Consider the following 16,359-nt stretch of genomic DNA (forward strand, 5'->3'; position numbering starts at 1 on the left):
TGGCGACACCGGGTGGCGGCCACAATCGGTTGGCAACCTGAACTTGTATGCAAGACATGGCCACCCGTCACCCCCACACCGGCGCGCCCAGCCGGCTGCACTCGCTGATCGAATGGCGGGCGCTGGCCGAGATGGCGGTGCTGCCGTTCACCTGGCCGGCGCTGGCCCAGCTGCCGCGGGGCGACGGCCACCCGGTGCTGCTGCTGCCCGGCTTCATGGCCGACGAGGGCTCGCTGTTTGCGCTGAAGGCCTTCCTGGCCGGCCGCGGCTATGCGGTCGAGACCTGGGGCCTGGGCCGCAACATCGGCTTCCAGCGCCGCCATGCGCAGGCGCTGGAGCAGAAGATCCGCCACCTGCACCACGGCACCGGGCGGCGCGTCAGCCTGGTGGGTTGGAGCCTGGGCGGCGTGTTCGCGCTGTACGGCGCGCTGCAGGCGCCCGAGTGCGTGCGCCAGCTGGTCACGCTGGGCAGCCCGGTGAATGTGGGGCCCGAGGGCAGCCAGGCCTCGCCGCTGGTGAAGGCGCTCTACCGCATGGTGGCCCATCCGCTGGGCGCCGAGGTGCATGTGATGCAGCCGCGCGCCAAGCAGCTGCGCGAGCACCTGCTGCCGGCCGTGCCGATGAGCTGCCTCTACAGCATCAGCGACGGCGTGGTGCCGCCGCAGGAGGCCACGGTGGACGGCCCGCAGCAGCAGTGCGAGAACATCCGCGTCGCCGGCAGCCACACCGGCCTGGGCTTCAATGCGATGGTGATGTGCATCGTCGCCGACCGGCTGGCGCAGCCGGAGGGCGACTGGAAGCCGTTCAACCCGGCCGGCCTGCCCGGCGCGCTCTACCGGCTGATGACCCACGCGGCCGTGCCGCTGTAGGCGCGGCCGCCGCGGCGGGCCGCATGCTGCGGGCCGCTGGCTTGGCAACTTGGGCGGGCTTCACCGGCTTGGCCGCCGCAACGCGGCGCACCGGCCGCTGCACCGTCAACGCCAGGTACTCCTGGAAGCTGTCGCGCAGGCACTGCGCGAACACCTCGGGGTCGGGCATCAGCTCGCGGCAGCTGGTGGGCGAGATGACCAGCCGGCCGTCGTAGCGGGTGACGGCGAAGGCCAGGCCCAGACCGTCGGTGATGGGCAGGATGGCCGAGAAGTAGCTCAGCCGCGCGCCGCAGAGGTACATCGGCTGGGTGGGCGCCGGCAGGTGGGCCAGCGTGCAGTTGGCCGGCGGCGTGCTGCTGCCCAGGCGGGCGCTGGCGCGGCCCACCAGGCGGCGGCTCCAGGCCAGCAGCGCGGCGCTGGCCTGCTCGCCGGCCTCGGCCAGCGCCGGGCTGCCCAGCAGGCGGGCCACCTCGTCGGGCGCGTCCTGTGCCTGGGCAGCCAGCGTGGTCAGGCGCTGGCGGGCGTCGGCGATGTCGGTGCCCAGGCGCACATGGCGCCAGCGCAGCGCCAGCGGGTCGGTGCCGTCGGCCGCCGCCTCGGGCTGGATGGCGGCCAGGCTGTGGGTGGGCGGCAGCTCGCCGTTGGCATCGAGGTAGCGGCGCAGCGCGCCGCCGATCACCGCGGCCACCGCGTCGTCGACGCTGGCGCCCGGCACCAGCGCGCAGATGGCGGCGAACTCCGCCTCGGTGAAGCGCCGGGTCTCGAACACCCGGTGCGGCGAGACGATGGCGTTGAAGCGGGTGGCCGGCAGGTTCTGCGGCCGCAGCAGCATCTCGCTGGCCAGGGCCACGGCGGCCGGCGCCACGCTGGTGGCGGCGCGCAGCAGCGGCCGTGCCAGCCGCAGCGGCGCAGTGGCCGAGTTGACCAGGCCCTTGCGCACCAGGCGCAGCCGGCCCGGTGCCGATTCGGCGAACCACGGTGCCGGCGGCGGCGGCGCTGCCGGCGCGGCCTGGGTGTCGTAGAGCAGGCTGCTCAGTGCGCCCAGGCGGTGCAGGTCCACCGCGGCCAGGTGGGTCTTGAACAGCAGCGCGAAGCTGCCGGGCGGCAGGTCGAGGAAGCTGTCCAGGCCTTCGATGACGTAGGCCTCCCACAGCGGGCGGTCCAGGTCGAGCGCCCGTGCATGGATGCGCGAGACCTGGATGCAGAACTGCCGCCAGTCGCCCGGCTTGGGCAGGGCGATGTGGCGGACGTGGTATTCCAGGTCGAAGTTCGGATCGTCCACCCAGTACGGGTGGTCCAGCCCCAGCGGCACCCGCTGCAGCCGCTGGCGGAACAGCGGCGCGGCCGACAGCCGGCCCTCGATGTGGGCCAGGATCTGCTTGAAGCGCACCACGCCGCCGGGCGCCGTGCGCTGGTCATGGATGTGCAGCAGGCTGACGTTGGCGTTGGCCTGCGCGGTGTCGGTGTACAGGAAGCCGGCGTCGTGGCCGCTGAGTTGGCGCATCGGCATCGGCGGGCCCGGCTGCTGGTTCCGACGGTCAGGCGGCAGCGACGGTGGCTGCGGCGTCCTGGGCGGCCTGCACCACGGCGGCGGCCTTGGCGCGGGTGCGCTTGGCCGGCTGGGTGGCGGCGGCCACGGCCTTCTTCACCTGCGGCTTGGCGGCCACCTTCTTCGCCTGGGCCTTGACGGCCTTGACCGGCTTGGCAACCGCCTCGCTCACGGCGTCGGCAGCCTTGGTGGCCTGGGCCTTGGTGCGACGCACGGCGGTCTTGACCTCGGCCTTCACCTCGGCAGCCGCCTCGGCCACCACGTCGGTGGCGTCGGCCTTGGCACGGCGCACGCGCTTGCCGGCGGCCTTGGCGGCCTTCTTGGCCTTGGCACCGGCGGCCACGTCGGCCAGCTTGTCGGCGCCCGAGGCCACGCGCTCGGACAGCGCCAGGCCCAGCTTGGCACCCGGCAGGCTGACGCGCACGGCGGCCTGCAGGCCGGTGGCCACCACCTTGTTGTCGACGCCGCCGGCCAGGTCGGCCACGCGCTTGACCTGGCTGGTCACGCTGTCGGCGCTGACGGCGATGGCACGGCTGGTGCGCTCGCTGACCGCGTCCAGGCCCTGGTGGGCCAGCTGGCCGAGGTTGTCGCCGGCGCGGCGCACCGCGGCGGCCAGGGCGGGCACGTAGGGCTCGGCACCGCGCTGGGCGGCCTGGTCGACACCGTCACGCACCACGGCGATCAGGCGCTGGCCGCCGCTGCGGTAGGCGCGCAGGGTGCGCTCGGCGGCGTGGCGGTAGTTGGCGACGGTCTTCAGGGTGACGGTGCGCAGGCTGGTCGTGGTCATGGTGATCCTTGGTGGAATGGTGGTGGTGCCGGACTCGGATGGTGCTTGCCAGCACCCATGACCACAGTGTGACCAGCCTGCCCTAGAGGGCGAAACCCAAAACCGCGGGTTGACCCTAGGCTGTGCACTCCAATTCTGCGCTGCAGCGCAGAATGCGCCATGCCTCCGATCGATCCTGACGACGACCCGACGCACGCCCTGGATGATTTTGTCCGGCGCATGCGCCAGCCCGCCGGCGCACCACCGGCGCCGCCCGATCTGGCGGACCTGGACCTGCGCCTGCAGCCCGACACGCCCGCGGCCGCGCGCCGCGGTGGCGTGCTGCGCAGCGGCCAGCGCTGGACGGCCGACGATGTGGAAGACGTGCCGGTGGTCGACCTGCCGCGCCCGCCACCCCCGGCCACCGACATCCCGCAGGTGACGCTGCCGCCGGTCGACCTGCAGGCCGAGCAGTTGCTGGCCGCGCTGCAGCCCGAGGTCGACCTGCCCGCGGTGGACGCCCCACCGCCGCCGGATGCCGACAGCTTGGCAGACACCACGCGCAGCGCGCGCGACTTCGCCGCCTCGCAGTGGGACCTGGACGACCAGGCCGCCAGCGAACCGGTCTGGCAACCCGACCCCGCCGCGCTGCAGCTGCGCACGGCCAGCCACCCGCGGCTGCTGCCGCAGTGGCAGCCGACCGCCTGGGTGGGCGCGGTGCGCCTGGTCTTCGACAGCGCCACCGAATTCGTGCAGACCGCCAGCGGCCCAGCGGTGGAGACCTACACCGCGCACCGCCTGCTGCTGCTGTGGCCGCCGCAGGCCGGCGCGGGCCTGCCCGGCCGCTGGCCGCAGCAGGCCCAGTTGCTGGCCGTGCCGGCGCGGGAGGTGGGCGTGGCGGCGCTGGCGCTGCTGCCGGCGGACGCCACGCTGTGGTTGATGCCCGCCAGCGAGGGCGTCGACTGGGCGCTGGGCGCCGAGCTGGTGCTGCACCACCTGCCCACGCTGCGGCCCTACCAGCTGCAGCGGCTGCGCGACTTCATCGCCGCCGAGCGTGAAGCCGACTTCGCGCGGCTGAACGACCGCTACCACCAGCCGGTGCCTGGTGCCGCGGTCATGCCACGGCCGGTTGCCGGCACCCGCTGAGCCACCGGCACGGCCGGCTCAGGCGCTGACGATCCAGCCCTCCAGCGGATCCACCCTGGCCGGCAGACCCCAGCCGGGCTGCTGCGCCGCCCAGGCCGCCTGCACCAGGCACAGCACCGCATCCAGCGCATCGCCGCTGGCATCGTCGGCCAGCGCGTCGCGCTGGGCGGCGGTCAGCCGGATGCGCAGGCCCAGGCGGCTGCGGCCCTGCTCCAGCGCCTCCAGCAGGTCCTTGCGGGCGATCAGGCGCTCGGGGGTCTGCTTGGCGCGGTCGTCGCTCTTGTAGGAGCGGTTGCCGATCAATTCGCGCGCCAGCAGGCCGGGGTAGGCCTCCAGCGCCACCCTCTGGGAGTCGCCCACGCCGGGCGCATGGGCCGGCAGGCACACACCGGCCGCACGCAGCAGCGGCACGCCGGCATGCAGCATGTAGGCCACCGGCGGGTTCACCCATTTCATCGACGGGCTGCTGCCGGCCGGGCCGTCGCAGGCGCGGTGGGCGAACTTGCCGCCCACCGGCCGCGCGGCGCAGAAGGCGGCGAAGGTGTCGCGGATGGTCGGCCGGTCCAGCGCGGCATAGTGGTCCATGCAGGCCGCCCAGTCGGTGGGCCAGCCCAGTGTCTGCACCAGCTCACGCGGCAGGCCGAAGGGCAGGTCGAAGCCGCCCACCCAGGGCTCCGGGCGGGCCAGCCAGTCGGCCAGCGCGGGCAGGTTGTCAAAGCGGTGGGCGGGGCCCAGCTGCAGCGCAGCGCCACGCAGCTGACCGGTGGCCAGGGTGACCGGCTTGCGCGGCGTGGGGCGGCTGGAGAAGTCAACGCCGATCAGCAGGGAGGCAGTCATCGCCGGCATTCTGTCCGTCCGCGTGCAGCTAGGATCTCGCCCCCGTCCCATGGCCCCTGTTCTCTGTGCCCCGCTCCGACGACGCCCCCGCCCCCATCGTCACTGCCACCTTCGCCCGCCAGCGCTGGCGCTGGACGGCCGTGCTGGCGGCCGTGCTGCTGGCCATCGCCCTGGTCTGGCAGCTGGCGCTGTGGCAGCTGCGCGCCGCAGTGCTGCAGGCCCTGGGGCCCGGCGCCAGCGTCGGCGAGCTGCGGGTGGGCCTGGCGGCGGTGGAGATCGACCAGCTGCGCATCGCCGGCACGCCCCAGCCCGGCGGCGCGCCCTGGCCGGCCGCCGATGCGCTGCGCGCCGACCAGGTGCGCCTGGTACCCGACTGGCACAGCCTGTGGTCAGGCCCGCGCCACGGCCGGTGGCGGCTGCACAGGCTGCAGGTGCAGGGCGGCTACCTGTCGCTGCTGCGCGGCGCCGACGGCCGCATCCGGCTGCTGCCGTCCCTGCTGCCGCCGGCGCCCGCACAGGTGGCGGCCCAGGTGGCGGCACAGGGCCAACCGGCGGCGGCCCACAGCCTGGCCATCGACCAGCTGCAGCTCGACGGCACCGTGGTCGAACTGTTCGACGCCGCGGTGCGCCGGCCCGCCCACCGGCTGCGGCTGGAAGGCCTGCAGGTGCAGGCGGGCCCGCTGTCGCTGCCGCAGGCCCAGGCACCGACGAAGCTGCAGCTGCAGGCCGTGCTGAAGGGCCCGCGGCATGACGGCCGCCTGTCGCTGCAGGGCCAGGTGCACCTGGGCACGCAGGATGCCGCGCTGCAGGCCCGGCTGCAGGGCGTGGACATGCTGGCGCTGCAGCCCTACCTGTTGAAAGCCGGCGAGGGCCGCATCCGCGGCGGCCGGCTCGATCTGCAGCTGGACCCCACGGTGCAGCAGCAGCGCCTGCGCGCACCGGGCGTGTTGACACTGACCGGCCTGGACCTGGCACCCGGCGGCGGCCTGGGCGGCCTGCTGGCCGGCGTGTCGCGCCAGGCGGTGCTGGCCGCGCTGGAGCGTGACGGCCGCATCACGCTGCGCTTCAGCCTCGACGGCCGGCTCGACGACCCGGCCTTCTCGGTCCACGAGAACCTCGCCCAGCGGGTGGGTGGTGCATTGGCCGAGGCGGTGGGCGTCAGCCTGTCGGGCGTGGTCGATGGCGTCGGCGGGTTGTTCAAGGGCCTGCTGGGGCGCTGACCCCATGGCTGCCGGTGGAGCCCGGCGCTACAGTGGCTGCATCCCCTCCACGCCAGACTTGGCCCACTGCCCGTGAGCGCTTCCAACCCTGACCTGGTGCATGCCCTGCGCGGCGGCATCGTCGAGTCCTTCCACCGCGGCGCGCTGGCCATCGTCGATGCCGACGGCGCCACCGTGCTGGCCCTGGGCGATGTGCAGCGGCCGGTGTTTCCGCGCAGCGCCTGCAAGGTGATGCAGGCCCTGCCGCTGGTGGCCAGCGGCGCCGCCGATGCGCTGGGCCTGACCGATGCCGAGCTGGCGCTGGCCTGCGCCAGCCACGGCGGCGAGCCTGGCCATGCCGCCACCGCCGCCGGCATGCTGGCCAAGGCCGGCCTGGGCACCGAGGCGCTGGAGTGCGGCGCCCACTGGCCCTACAACGACAGCGCCATCAAGGCCCTGGCGGCCGCCGGCGCCCAGCCCAGCGCGCTGCACAACAACTGCTCGGGCAAGCATTCCGGGTTCGTCTGCCTGGGCTGCCTGCTGGCCCGCGAGGCCGGGCGGGATCCGGCCGAGTTCGTGCGCGGCTACATCCGGCCCGACCACCCGGTGATGCGCGAAGTCACCGCCGCGCTGGCCGCCGCCACCGGCGCCGACCTGGACCATGCGCCGGTGGGCACCGATGGCTGCTCCATCCCCACATTCGCCTTCCCGCTGCGGCAGCTGGCGCACGGCTTCGCCCGCATCGGCACCGGCGCGGGCCTCAGCGACGGCCATGCCCGCGCCGCGCGCCGGCTGCGCCAGGCGGTGGCGGCCTCGCCGTTCCATGTGGCCGGCAGCGGCCGGCTGGACACCCGGCTGATGCAGCGCCTGGGCGAGCGGCTGTTCTGCAAGGTGGGCGCCGAGGGCGTGTACGGCGCCGCCCTGCCCGAGGCCGGGCTGGGCGTGGCCATCAAGATGGACGACGGCAACAACGCCCGCGCCGCCGAGGTGGTGCTGGCCGCCGTGGTGCAGGCCCTGGTGCGGCTGGACGACGACGAGCAGCGCTTCGTGCAGGGCCTCAGCGACGCGGCCCTGGTCAACTGGAACGGCATCACCGTGGGCCGGCTGCAGGCCGCCAGCGGCCTGCGCGGCGCGCTGCGGGGCCTGCGCGCATGAACCGCCGCCGAGCCCTGGCCACGACCCTGGCGATGGCCATGATCGCCAGCCGTCCGGCAGCCGCCGCCCCGCTGTCCGGCCAGGAGGCCAAGGACGTGCGGGCGGTGGTCGAGGCCCAGCTGCGCGCCATGGCCGCAGGCGATGCCGAACGCGCCTTCTCCTACGCCGCGCCGGCCATCCGCGCGCAGTTCGGCGATGCGCAGCGCTTCATGGCGATGGTGGCCGGCAGCTACCCGATGGTGATCAAGCCGGCCGCCACGGTGTTCTTCCAGCCCACCCGGGATGCCGGCGGCGACGTGCTGCAGGTGGTGCAGTTGCGCGACACGGCCGGCAAGCTGTGGCGGGCGTCCTACCTGCTGGCACGGCAGCCCGACAGCCAGTGGCGCATCGCCGGCTGCGTGGTGGCGCCCGGCACGGCGACCGGCAGCACCTGACCGGCCCTCAGCCGCGGCGGCGCTGCCGCGCCAGGCCGGCCAGCGCCGCCAGACCCAGGCCGAACAGCGCCCACTGCACCGGCTCGGGCACGGCGGTGATCTGCAGCACCAGGCCCCCGTTGCCGTTGGCCGGCGTGTTGGTGACCAGCGCATACAGCTCGCCGGCGGCGTCTTCCCCGAAGCCGTGCACCGTCAAGCCGTTGGGCAGGCGACCGCCGGCCTCGCCCGGCAGCAGGAACTCGCGGATCAGGCCGGTCTCCAGGTCGGCATAGAACAGCCGGCCGTCCACCCGCGGCGGCGCATTGCGCAAGGCGAGGTCACCGAACACGTACTTGCCGACCAGCGCCGGAATCGCGCTGCCGCGGTAGACGAAGCCGCCGGTGATCGAGATGCCCTGGGTGTGGTCGTACTGCAGCGAGCCCAGCGTGCCCTGGATCGGGTCGACCAGGCCGGTGGTGCCGGGCTCGCGCGGGCCGATGCTGCCGGCCGTCAGCGGCCCCGGGCCGTCGGGATCGGTGCGGTAGAAGACGAATTCGCCCTCCTTGACCGCCCAGCCGTGGTTGCCGCCCAGCACCACCCGGTCGATCTCCTCGATGTTGCGCTGGCCCACGTCGGCGGCGATCAGGTCGCCGGTGCCGCCCAGGTCGGTGCGGTCGAAGCTGAAGCGGTACGGGTTGCGGAAGCCGTAGGCAAAGGTCTCGGCCACCTGCCCCGGCCCCTGGAACGGGTTGTCCAGCGGGATGCGGTACTGGCCGTTGGCGCTGACCGTGTTCGCGCTGCCGGTGGTCAGCGCTGGTGCGATGGGGTCGATGCGCAGCATCTTGCCCAGTGGCGTCGACAGGTTTTGCGCATTGCCGCCCGGCTCCAGGTGGCTGGGGCCGACGTCGTTGGCATTGCCGCCGTCACCCAGGCCCAGGTACAGGTGGCCGTCACCGCCGAAGGCGATGGTGCCGCCGTTGTGGTTGCCGGCGTTCTTGCCGAAGGACATCAGCTCGCGGCGCGAGGTCGGGTCCACCTGCCAAGTGGCGGTGTCCATCTTCCATTCGGTGACCAGGTTGCGGTAGTTCTGCACCGCGCCGTTGGGTGCGGCCCAGGTGGGCTGGGTGCCGGCCGGGATCAGCTCGCTGGTGTAGGTGTACAGCGTGCGGTGGCCGGCGCTGCTGGCCGTGCTGAAGCCGGGATGGAAGGCCAGGCCGAGGAAGCCGCGCTCGTCGTTGGGATTGCCGGGGATGAGCGGCGGCGCCACCCGCGCCGACAGGTCCATCGCCGCGCCCGGCAGCAGGCTGCCGTTCTGCAGCACCCGCAAGAGACCGTTCTGCTCGACGATGAACAGCTTGTCGGCCACGCCGGGGGCGAAGGTGGCATAGGCCGGTGCGCTGAGGCCGGTGGCCACCGGGTTCAGGCGCACCGCAATGTCGCCGAACGGGATGGCCGGCAGCACCTGGGCCTGCGCCGGCAGCGTGCCGGCCAGCGCCAGGCCGGCGGCCAGGGCCAGCGGCGTGTTGCCACGCCGGCGGCGCATGGCGGCCATCAGCAGGACCAGCCCGCCACCCAGCAGCAGCGCCGCGCCGGGCTCGGGCACCGCGGTGACGTTGTCGACACCGAGCAGGGCCACCACCGGGCTGGGCGGAAACGCCGCCGCCGTCGCGTGCATCAGGGTCATCTGCGTCACCGCGGACAGCACCTCGGCATGGCTGTGCAGCGCGCCCGGGCCCAGCGGGAACAGCACCGGCATCCAGCCGCTGCCGCTGGCCACCGGCACCGCCTGGGCCGAGATCGCCCGCGAGCCGGCGCCATCGGTGAACATCAGCCGCAGGCTCAGGTCGGTGCTGCCGAGGTTGCGCACATCCATGCGCAGCGCGGTGACGCCGGCGGCCAGGAAGTCACCCGTCCACGTGGCACCGGCGAAGGCCACCAGCCGGCCACCGGCCGAGCCGCCATTGGCCGTGAGCTGCAGGAAGGCATCGCCCGCGCCCAGCGGGCCGCCGCCGGCCACCACGGCCGGCGGGTTGGGGTTGCCGCCGCCGCTGGACCAGCCGTCCAGCGACGGACCGCTGAAGTCGTCGACCTGCCCCGGTTGCACCGCACCAGCCGGGCCGGTAGCCAGCACCAGCAGGGCGGTCACCAGGCCCGCCAACCGGGCCGACAGCCGGCCCACGCACTCCGTCCGCATCTGTGCCATGTCTCCTCCGTTGTCGTGGGCCAGCCCAGCGCGGCCCCGTCTGGGTGGACGCGCGCCGCGGCCGCGGTATTCCGGCGCGGCCGGCCCGGTGCGGCCTTGCTTCTAGGGGTGCACGGTCGGGCAGATGCCGGACTGCCGCCGGTCGCCCCCTTGTCGCTGCAGGGACAAACCAAAATCGAACGGTCGTGCTAAAAAACGATGTTTGGCGCAACCCGGTGCGCCACCCCACGGAGACCCCACCATGGATCTGCAATTCACCCCCGACGAACTGGCCTTCCGCGCCGAAGTCCGGCAATGGGTGGCCGAGAACCTGCCCAAGGATCTGAGCCACAAGGTGTTCAACTCGCTGCGCCTGACGGAAGAGGATTCCCGCCGCTGGGCCCGCATCCTCGGCAAGAAGGGCTGGCTGGGCTACGGCTGGCCGACCGAGTTCGGCGGCCCGGGCTGGACCGCCGTGCAGAAGCACCTGTTCGAGGAAGAGTGCGCGCTGGCCGGTGCGCCGCGCATCATGCCCTTCGGCCCGGTGATGGTGGCGCCGGTGATCATGGCCTTCGGCACCAAGGAGCAGCAGCAGCGCTTCCTGCCCGGCATCGCCTCGGGTGAGGTGTGGTGGAGCCAGGGCTACAGCGAGCCGGGCTCGGGCTCCGACCTGGCCAGCCTCAAGACCCGCGCCGAGCGGCAAGGCGACCACTACATCGTCAACGGCCAGAAGACCTGGACCACGATGGGCCAGTACGGCGAGTGGATCTTCTGCCTGGTGCGCACCAGCACCGAGGGCAAGCCGCAGACCGGCATCAGCTTCCTGCTGATCGACATGAAGAGCCCCGGCATCACCGTGCGGCCGATCATCACGCTCGACGGCGAGCACGAGGTCAATGAAGTCTTCTTCGACAACGTGAAGGTGCCCGCCGACAACCTGATCGGCGAAGAGAACAAGGGCTGGACCTATGCCAAGCACCTGCTGAGCCACGAGCGCACCAACATCGCCGACGTCAACCGCGCCAAGCGCGAGCTGGAGCGTGTCAAGCGCATCGCTGCCCAGGAAGGCGTGCTCGACGACGCCCGCTTCCGCGACCAGGTGGCGCAGCTGGAGGTGGAGATCGTGGCGCTGGAGATGCTGGTGCTGCGGGTGCTGTCGGCCGAGAAGAGCGGCAAGAACAGCCTGGACATCGCCGGCCTGCTGAAGATCCGCGGCAGCGAGATCCAGCAGCGCTTCTCCGAGCTGATGATGCTGGCCGCCGGCCCGTTTGCCACGCCGTTCGAGCACGAGGCGCTGGCCGCCGCCGGCTGGCAGGGCGAGTTCGCCCACGCCGCCGTGGTGGCCCCGCTGGCCGGCACCTACTTCAACATGCGCAAGACCACCATCTACGGCGGCAGCAACGAAGTGCAGCGCAACATCGTCGCGCAGACGCTTCTCGCCTGAGCCAGGAGACCACCATGGATTTCGATTTCAGCGACGACCAGATCTCCCTGCGCGATGCAGTGGCCAAGTGGGTGGACAAGGGCTTCGACTTCAGCCGCCGCCATGCCATCGCCAAGGCCGGTGGCAAGACGCGTGATGTCTACAACGAGCTGGCCGAACTGGGCCTGACCGGCCTGGCCGTGCCCGAGGCCCAGGGCGGCCTGGGCTTCGGCCCGGTGGAGGCGATGGTGGTGATGGAGGAACTGGGCCGCGGCCTGGTCAACGCCCCCTACGCCGCCGGCGCCCTGGTGGCCCCGGCCCTGCTGGCGGCCGCACCGGATGCCGTGCAGTCTGCCTGGCTGCCCAAGATCGCCAGCGCCGAGGCGCTGGTGGTGCTGGCCCACCAGGAGCGCAGCGCCCGCTACCGGCTGCACCATGTCACCACCACCGCCACCCAGCAGGGCGGCGCCTGGGTGCTCAGCGGCCAGAAGAGCGTGGTGCCCGCCGCCGACGAGGCCGATGCCTTCATCGTGCCCGCACGCATCGCCGGCGCGGCCGACGCCACCACCGGCATCGGCCTGTTCCTGGTGGCCCAGGGCGCGGCTGGCGCCACCGTGTCGGCCTACCCGACGCAGGACGGCGCCCGCGCCGGCGAGCTGAAGCTGGCCGGTGCCACTGCCACGCTGATCACCGAAGACGGCTTCGCGGTGCTGGAGCAGGCGGTGGACATCGGCATCGCCGCGGCCTGTGCCGAAGGGGTGGGCGCGATGGACAAGATGACCGCCCTCACGGTCGACTACATGAACACCCGCAAGCAGTTCGGCGTGACGCTGGCCACCTTCCAGGCGCTGCGCCACAAGATCGCGGATGTGAAGATGCAGCTGGAGCTGGGCCGCTCGATGAGCTACTACGCCAGCCTGAAGCTGGGCGAGCCGGCGCCGCAGCGCCGCCGCGCCATCAGCCAGGCCAAGGTGCAGCTGGGCCAGAGCATGCGCTTCGTCGGCCAGCAGTGCACGCAGATCCACGGCGGCATCGGCGTGACGGACGAGTACATCAGCAGCCACTACTTCAAGCGCCTGACCATGCTGGAGATGGCCTACGGCGATACCCTGCACCACCTGGGCGAGGTGTCCTGCCGCATGACGGAGACGGCCGGCGTCTTCGCCTGACGGCACCGCGCCTCTGCCTGCACAGCGGCCGGCGACGGCCGCTTTGCGTTTGGATGTGCAGAACGCTGCGGCGGGCGGCTACAGTGCGCCACCCACGGGAGCCCTCGCAGCACGCCAAGACGGCCCAGACTGTCGCCTGCTGCTCCAGACCGAGATCCCAGCCGATGCCGCTGACCGACCGCTGCGCCCGCCTGTTCCGCCACGCCCTGCCCCTGCTGGCGGCCCTGTCCGTCCTGCCCGCCGCCCAGCCGGCGCTGGCCTGGGAACCCACGGCCCCGATCGAGCTGGTGGTGCCCGCCGGCACCGGTGGCGGCGCCGACCAGATGGCCCGCTTCATCGCCCAGCTGGCCACCGGCAAGCAGCTGCTGCGCCAGCCGATCAACGTGGTCAACCAGCCCGGCAACTCGGGCATGGACGGCTTGATGGACATCAAGGCCAGCAAGGGCAACCCGCACAAGCTGGTGATCACGCTGTCGAACCTGTTCACCGCGCCGCTGGCCACCGGCGTCGACTTCCAGTGGCGCGACATCACGCCGGTGCAGATGCTGGCGCTCGACCAGTTCGTGCTGTGGGTCAACGCCACGGCACCGCACAAGACCGCCAAGGACCTGCTCGACGCGCTGCGTGCCGCGCCACCGGGCACCTTCAAGCTGGGCGGCACCGGCAGCAAGCAGGAAGACCAGCTGATCGGCGTGCTGCTGGAGACAGCCGCTGCCACCCGCATCACCTACGTGCCGCTGAAGGGCGGCGGCGACGTGGCCCGCGCGCTGGCCGCCGGCGAGGTGGACATGACCGTCAACAACCCGATCGAGGCCGAGGCGCTGTGGCGCCAGGGCAAGCTGCGGCCGCTGTGCGTGTTCGACGGCCAGCGGCTCGACACTCCCGGCAAGCTGTCCGGCGGCCAGGGCTGGACCGACCTGCCCACCTGCATGTCGGTGGGCATCCCGGCGCAGTACCTGATGCTGCGCGGCATCTTCACCACGCCCGGCGCCACGCCAGAGCAAGTGGCGTTCTACGTGCAGCTGTTCGACAAGCTGCGCGCCACGCCCGAGTGGAAGGACTTCATGGCCCGCGGCGCCTTCAAGCAGACGGCCATGAGCGGCGATGCCTTCGGTGAGTGGCTGGACAAGGCCAGCCGCTACCACGCGGTGCTGATGCGTGAATCCAAGTTGAAGGCAGCACCCGGCGCGGCGCCCCAGCCGGCACCGGCCCCGGCACCCGCCAAGAAGTGACCCTGCGCATGTTTCCTGGCGCCATCACCGACATCGCCGGCCTCGCGGTCGGGCACTTCACGGACACCCGCCGCCCCACCGGCTGCACCGTGCTGCTGTGCCCGCAGGGCGCGGTGGCCGGCGTCGATGTGCGCGGCGCCGCCCCCGGCACCCGCGAGACCGACCTGCTGCACCCGCTGGCCACGCTGGAGCAGGTGCATGCCATCCTGCTGACCGGCGGCAGTGCGTTCGGGCTGGATGCAGCCACCGGCGTGATGCGCTGGCTGGAGGAACAGGGCCATGGCGTGCAGGTCGGCCCGGCCCGGGTGCCCATCGTGCCCGCCGCCGTGCTGTTCGACCTGTGGGTGGGCGATGCCCGCATCCGCCCCGATGCCGCCAGCGGCCACGCGGCCTGTGAAGCCGCCACCACCGCCCACCCGGCCCAGGGCAGCGTGGGCGCCGGCACCGGCGCCAGCGTGGGCAAGCTGTTCGGCATCGGCCGGGCGATGAAGGGCGGCATCGGCACGGCGTCGCTCAAGGTGGGGGCCATCACGGTGGGCGCGCTGGTGGCGGTCAACGCCATCGGCGATGTGGTCGACCCCGCCAGCGGCCGGGTGCTGGCCGGTGCCCGCGCCGACGACGGCCGCACCCCGCTGGACACCCTGGCCGCCATCATCGACGGCCAGCTGCCCGCCCACCTGATGGACGGCATGGCCACCACCATCGGCATCGTCGCCACCGATGCGAAGCTCACCAAGGCCCAGGCCAACAAGCTGGCCAGCATGGCCCACGACGGCCTGTCGCGCAGCATCAACCCGGTGCACACCGCCGGCGATGGCGACGCGCTGTTCGCCGTGGCCACCGGCGGCAGCGGCAAGCCCGGCCACATGACGGTGCTGGGCGCGCTGGCCGCCGAGGTGACCGCCCGCGCCGTGCTGAACGCCGTGCGCGCCGCCCACGGCCTGGCCGAACCCAACCTGCCCAGCGCCCGCGACCTGGGCCTGGCATGACCCCCACAACAACCACGGAGACCGCTCTGATGCACACCCCCTTGCTGCGCCGCCGCGCCCTGCTCACCCTGGCCACGGCTGGCCTGCTGTCGGCCTGCGCCACGCCGCCCGGCGGCACCCCCAGCGCGGATGCACAACCGCCCATCGTGTTCGTGCACGGCAACGGCGACACCGCGGCGCTGTGGACCACCACGCTGTGGCGCTGGGAGAGCAACGGCTGGCCCCGCGCCAGGCTGCATGCGGTCGATTTCCCCTACCCCTCGGCCCGCGACGACAACGGCGTGGAGCAGGCCGGCCGCAGCTCGGCCGACGACCAGATGCGCCACCTGGCCGCCGAGGTCGACAAGGTGCTGGCAGCCACCGGCGCGGTGAAGGTGGTGCTGATGGGCAACAGCCGCGGCGGCAATGCCATCCGCCACTACATCGCCAACGGCGGCGGTGCGGCCAAGGTGTCGCATGCCATCCTGGGCGGCACGCCCAACCACGGCGTCTGGTCCAACCCCGGCTTCCGGCCGAACAACGAGTTCAACGGCGCCGGGCCGTTCCTGACCGCGCTGAACGCGCCCAAGGGCCCGAACGGTGACGAGGTGACGCCGGGCGTGCAGTGGATGACGATCCGCTCCGACAACAACGACAAGTTCGCCCAGCCCGACGGCGTGTGGATCGGCGCCAAGGGCACGCCGACCAACGTCACCTTCGACGGCCCGGCGCTCAAGGGCGCCAACAATGTGGTGCTGCCGGGGCGCGACCACCGCGAGGTCAGCTACCACCCCGAGGCCTTTGCGGCAGCCTTCCGCTTCGTCACCGGCCGGGCGCCAACCACCACCAGCCCGCTGCACATCACGCCCGAGGCCGCCATCAGCCTGTCGGGCAAGGTGAGCGGCTTCACCGCCGGCGGGCCGACCAACCTGCCGCTGCCCGGCGCGCGGCTGCAGGTGTTCGCCACCGATGCCGCCACCGGCGAGCGCCGCGGCGCCGCGCTGGTCGACCAGACCATTGGCGCCGACGGCCGCTGGGGCCCGCTGCGCACCGACAGCCGCACGCCGCTGGAATTCGTGCTCGAGGCGCCGGGCGCGGCCATCAGCCACACCTACCGGTCTCCGTTCCTGCGCTCGTCGGACATCGTGCACCTGCGCCCCGAGCGGGCAATTGCCGATGCCGACAAGGACGCCGCCGCCATCGCCACCTTCAGCCGCCCGCGCGCCTACTTCGGCCTGCCGCGCGACGTGGTGCTGCTCAACGGCGAGACGGCGCCCGGCATCCCGCCCGGCGTGGCCGGCGTGGCCACGGCCAAGCGCAAGTTCAGCGCCGCGGGCCAGCAGGTGACCGGCGAGTTCCGCTCCGGCATCGTCAGCGAGCGCATCACCGGCCGCACCTGGCCGGCGGCCGAGCGCCGGGTGACGGTGCTCGAACTGCACGAGTGACCTGCC

General features: G+C 73.0%; 14 protein-coding genes. 10 read left to right on the forward strand and 4 right to left on the reverse strand.

Going from position 1 to position 16,359, the window contains the following annotated elements; genetic code table 11:
* Positions 1 to 56: 56 nt before the first annotated feature.
* Positions 57 to 869: an esterase/lipase family protein gene (locus FFT10_RS06580; protein WP_137731970.1), complete on the forward strand. Its 813-nt coding sequence runs from the start codon at positions 57 to 59 to the stop codon at positions 867 to 869.
* On the opposite strand, the gene FFT10_RS06585 is transcribed toward FFT10_RS06580, so the two are convergent.
* Both FFT10_RS06585 and FFT10_RS06590 read right to left on the reverse strand, forming a co-directional pair.
* Positions 805 to 2,379, reverse strand: coding sequence for a wax ester/triacylglycerol synthase domain-containing protein (locus FFT10_RS06585; RefSeq protein ID WP_228026979.1), 1,575 nt, complete (start codon positions 2,377 to 2,379; stop codon positions 805 to 807). The two genes, FFT10_RS06580 and FFT10_RS06585, sit on opposite strands and share 65 nt — an antisense overlap.
* Before the next feature lie 28 nt (positions 2,380 to 2,407).
* Complete coding sequence (locus tag FFT10_RS06590; RefSeq protein ID WP_137731971.1) at positions 2,408 to 3,205, reverse strand: hypothetical protein; 798 nt, start codon at positions 3,203 to 3,205, stop codon at positions 2,408 to 2,410.
* Between the two features lie 159 nt (positions 3,206 to 3,364).
* Between FFT10_RS06590 and FFT10_RS06595 the strand changes: the two genes are divergently transcribed.
* On the forward strand, positions 3,365 to 4,330 hold the full coding sequence (locus FFT10_RS06595; RefSeq protein WP_137731972.1) for a hypothetical protein: 966 nt from the start codon (positions 3,365 to 3,367) through the stop codon (positions 4,328 to 4,330).
* Positions 4,331 to 4,348: 18 nt separating this feature from the next.
* Here FFT10_RS06595 and FFT10_RS06600 read toward each other — a convergent pair whose 3' ends face one another.
* Positions 4,349 to 5,167, reverse strand: coding sequence for a DUF429 domain-containing protein (locus FFT10_RS06600; protein ID WP_137731973.1), 819 nt, complete (start codon positions 5,165 to 5,167; stop codon positions 4,349 to 4,351).
* A 65-nt stretch (positions 5,168 to 5,232) separates the two neighbouring features.
* On the opposite strand from FFT10_RS06600, the gene FFT10_RS06605 reads away from it, so the two are divergent.
* The 3 genes from FFT10_RS06605 (at position 5,233) to FFT10_RS06615 (ending at position 7,955) form a co-directional block, all read left to right on the forward strand.
* Positions 5,233 to 6,387, forward strand: coding sequence for a DUF748 domain-containing protein (locus tag FFT10_RS06605; protein ID WP_162520709.1), 1,155 nt, complete (start codon positions 5,233 to 5,235; stop codon positions 6,385 to 6,387).
* Between the two features lie 72 nt (positions 6,388 to 6,459).
* On the forward strand, positions 6,460 to 7,521 hold the full coding sequence (locus tag FFT10_RS06610) for an asparaginase (RefSeq protein WP_174246083.1): 1,062 nt from the start codon (positions 6,460 to 6,462) through the stop codon (positions 7,519 to 7,521).
* The gene (locus FFT10_RS06615) at positions 7,518 to 7,955 is read left to right on the forward strand and encodes a DUF4864 domain-containing protein (RefSeq protein WP_137731975.1); all 438 of its coding nucleotides are present in this window, start codon (positions 7,518 to 7,520) and stop codon (positions 7,953 to 7,955) included. The genes FFT10_RS06610 and FFT10_RS06615 overlap by 4 nt, the downstream gene beginning before the upstream one ends.
* 7 nt (positions 7,956 to 7,962) lie before the next feature.
* Here the strand turns inward: FFT10_RS06615 and FFT10_RS06620 are convergent, their stop codons facing one another.
* Positions 7,963 to 10,137, reverse strand: a complete 2,175-nt coding sequence (locus FFT10_RS06620; RefSeq protein ID WP_137731976.1) for a PQQ-dependent sugar dehydrogenase — start codon at positions 10,135 to 10,137, stop codon at positions 7,963 to 7,965.
* Positions 10,138 to 10,378: 241 nt separating this feature from the next.
* Between FFT10_RS06620 and FFT10_RS06625 the strand changes: the two genes are divergently transcribed.
* The 5 genes from FFT10_RS06625 (at position 10,379) to FFT10_RS06645 (ending at position 16,353) form a co-directional block, all read left to right on the forward strand.
* Positions 10,379 to 11,560 (forward strand): acyl-CoA dehydrogenase family protein, encoded by a 1,182-nt coding sequence (locus FFT10_RS06625; RefSeq protein ID WP_137731977.1) that lies wholly within the window; start codon positions 10,379 to 10,381, stop codon positions 11,558 to 11,560.
* Between the two features lie 14 nt (positions 11,561 to 11,574).
* A complete protein-coding gene (locus FFT10_RS06630) occupies positions 11,575 to 12,708 on the forward strand; it encodes an acyl-CoA dehydrogenase family protein (RefSeq protein ID WP_137731978.1) in 1,134 nt (377 codons plus the stop codon).
* 164 nt (positions 12,709 to 12,872) lie between these two features.
* Complete coding sequence (locus FFT10_RS06635; RefSeq protein WP_137731979.1) at positions 12,873 to 13,940, forward strand: Bug family tripartite tricarboxylate transporter substrate binding protein; 1,068 nt, start codon at positions 12,873 to 12,875, stop codon at positions 13,938 to 13,940.
* An 8-nt stretch (positions 13,941 to 13,948) separates the two neighbouring features.
* Positions 13,949 to 14,929: a P1 family peptidase gene (locus FFT10_RS06640; protein ID WP_137731980.1), complete on the forward strand. Its 981-nt coding sequence runs from the start codon at positions 13,949 to 13,951 to the stop codon at positions 14,927 to 14,929.
* A gap of 29 nt (positions 14,930 to 14,958) precedes the next feature.
* A complete protein-coding gene (locus tag FFT10_RS06645) occupies positions 14,959 to 16,353 on the forward strand; it encodes an alpha/beta fold hydrolase (protein ID WP_137731981.1) in 1,395 nt (464 codons plus the stop codon).
* Positions 16,354 to 16,359 lie beyond the last annotated feature (6 nt).

Source organism: Pseudaquabacterium pictum, assembly GCF_005403045.1.
Classification (GTDB): Bacteria; Pseudomonadota; Gammaproteobacteria; order Burkholderiales; family Burkholderiaceae_C; genus Pseudaquabacterium; species Pseudaquabacterium pictum.

Coding starts and splice junctions, on each gene's coding strand:
- FFT10_RS06585 (WP_228026979.1), bottom strand. CDS start 2,379: ATGCCGATGCGCCAACTCAGCGGCCACGACGCCGGCTTCCTGTACACC.
- FFT10_RS06645 (WP_137731981.1), top strand. CDS start 14,959: ATGCACACCCCCTTGCTGCGCCGCCGCGCCCTGCTCACCCTGGCCACG.
- FFT10_RS06595 (WP_137731972.1), top strand. CDS start 3,365: ATGCCTCCGATCGATCCTGACGACGACCCGACGCACGCCCTGGATGAT.
- FFT10_RS06580 (WP_137731970.1), top strand. CDS start 57: ATGGCCACCCGTCACCCCCACACCGGCGCGCCCAGCCGGCTGCACTCG.
- FFT10_RS06620 (WP_137731976.1), bottom strand. CDS start 10,137: ATGGCACAGATGCGGACGGAGTGCGTGGGCCGGCTGTCGGCCCGGTTG.
- FFT10_RS06630 (WP_137731978.1), top strand. CDS start 11,575: ATGGATTTCGATTTCAGCGACGACCAGATCTCCCTGCGCGATGCAGTG.
- FFT10_RS06590 (WP_137731971.1), bottom strand. CDS start 3,205: ATGACCACGACCAGCCTGCGCACCGTCACCCTGAAGACCGTCGCCAAC.
- FFT10_RS06640 (WP_137731980.1), top strand. CDS start 13,949: ATGTTTCCTGGCGCCATCACCGACATCGCCGGCCTCGCGGTCGGGCAC.
- FFT10_RS06625 (WP_137731977.1), top strand. CDS start 10,379: ATGGATCTGCAATTCACCCCCGACGAACTGGCCTTCCGCGCCGAAGTC.
- FFT10_RS06600 (WP_137731973.1), bottom strand. CDS start 5,167: ATGACTGCCTCCCTGCTGATCGGCGTTGACTTCTCCAGCCGCCCCACG.
- FFT10_RS06635 (WP_137731979.1), top strand. CDS start 12,873: ATGCCGCTGACCGACCGCTGCGCCCGCCTGTTCCGCCACGCCCTGCCC.
- FFT10_RS06615 (WP_137731975.1), top strand. CDS start 7,518: ATGAACCGCCGCCGAGCCCTGGCCACGACCCTGGCGATGGCCATGATC.